This is a genomic window from Ideonella azotifigens (assembly GCF_006519715.1).
Taxonomy (GTDB): Bacteria; Pseudomonadota; Gammaproteobacteria; order Burkholderiales; family Burkholderiaceae_C; genus Ideonella; species Ideonella azotifigens.
This window is the reverse complement of sequence record NZ_VIDT01000907.1, coordinates 1-1,847: the sequence shown is the minus strand read 5'-3', so window position 1 is coordinate 1,847 and position 1,847 is coordinate 1. Positions and strand designations below refer to the sequence as shown.

At 70.5% G+C, this 1,847-nt stretch carries 1 protein-coding gene; it reads left to right on the top strand.

Features of this window, described 5'->3' with window-relative positions:
• Positions 1–1,847, top strand: a 1,847-nt coding sequence (locus tag FKP22_RS29115; RefSeq protein ID WP_233447002.1) for a condensation domain-containing protein, incomplete at both ends; no start/stop codon positions are given.

Sequence of the window (1,847 nt, the reverse complement as noted above, 5' to 3'; positions counted from 1 at the left end):
GGTCGACCGCAAGGCCTTGCCCGAGCCCGAGCTGGCCACCGCGCAGCAGACCTTCGAGCCGCCGCAGGGCGAGGTGGAACAGGCGCTGGCCCTGTTGTGGGCCGAGGTGCTGGGCCTGCCGCAGGTGGGCCGTGCGGACAATTTCTTCGCGCTGGGCGGCCACTCGCTGCTGGCCATCCAACTGCTGGAGCGCATGCGCCGACAGGGCTGGAAGGTGCAGGTGCGCGAGCTGTTCCAGCACCCGCGCCTGGCGGACTTCGCCAGGCTTGTCGAGCCGGTGTCGGTGGACGAGCCCGCCGCGCCCGTCGCGCAAGTGGTCGGCATTCCGCCGGGCTGCGACTCGATCACGCCGGCGATGCTGCCGCTGGTCGCGTTGCAAGACAACCATCTGCGACTGATCGAATCCCAGGTGCCTGGCGGCGCCGCCAACATCCAGGACGTCTACCCGCTCGCGCCGCTGCAGGAAGGCATCCTGTTCCACCACATGATGCAGGCCGAGGGCGACGTCTACGTCAATGCCTTCCTGCTGGGCTTCGACAGCCGCGAGCGCCTGCAAGCTTTCGTTGAGGCGCTGAACCAGGTCGTGGCGCGGCACGACATCCTGCGCACTGCAGTGTTGTGGGACGGGCTGCCGGAGCCGGTGCAGGTCGTGGCACGCCAGGCCGCGCTGGCCATCGAATGGCCGCTGGAAGGCACGTCCTACGCTGGGGACGACGTGGCCGCGCAACTGACCGCGCTGGTGCAGGCGCGGGACTTCCGCATCGACGTGTGGCGCGCGCCGATGATGCGGCTGCTCGCCGCGCGCGATGCCGCCAACCAGCGCTGGCTGCTGCAGCTGCCCAGCCACCACCTGGCGCTGGACCATGCGTCCGAGGAGCTGTTGGTCGAGGAGATCGCGCAGATCCTGCAGGGCCGCGCTTCGCAACTGCCGGCCCCGGTGCCGTTCCGCCGCTTCGTGGCCCAGGCCCGCGAGGCGGCGGATCCGGCCGAGCAGACGCGCTTCTTCAAGGCCATGCTGGCGGAGGTGACCGAGTCCACCGCGCCTTTCGATCTGCTGGACGTGCAGGGCGATGGCGCTTCGCTGGCGGAGGCGCGCCAGATGCTGTCGCCCGCACTGGCCCAGGCGCTGCGCCTGCAGTGCCGGCAGGCCGGCATTGGCGCGGCCACGCTGTTCCACCTGGCCTGGGCGCTGGTGCTGGGCAAGACGACGGCGCGCGAAGACGTGGTCTTCGGCACCGTGCTGTTTGGCCGCATGCAGGGTGGCGAGGGCGCCGAGCGCGCGCTGGGCCTGTTCATCAACACGCTGCCGCTGCGGGTGAAGCTGCGCGGCCTGGGTGTGGCCGCTGCATTGCGGCAAACGCATGCGGCGCTCACTGAGCTGCTGCACCACGAGCACGCCAGCCTGTCACTGGCCCAGCGCTGCAGTGGCGTGCCTGCTGGCACACCGCTGTGCGCCACGTTGCTGAACTACCGCCACGTCACGCCCGCACAGGCGGACGCCGCGCAGGAAGCCCGCACCTGGCAAGGCATCGAAACCCTGGCCTTCCACGAGTCGTCCAACTACCCGTTCGGCCTGTCAGTGAACGACCAGGGCGAGGGCTTCGAGCTGATCGCGCAGATCGACCGGCGGGTGTCCGCACAGCGCATCTGCGACGACATGCAGCGCGCCGTGCAGCAACTGGTGCAGGCACTGGCCACCCAGCCCGACCAGCCGCTGCACACGCTGGCATTGCTCAGCCCCGTGGAGCTGGCGCAGCTGCAGCGCTGGGGCCGCGGCGACGCCAGTGGCTGCGACGGCCGGCTGGTGCATCAGCTGGTGGCCGAACAGGCCGCATTGCGGCCCGATG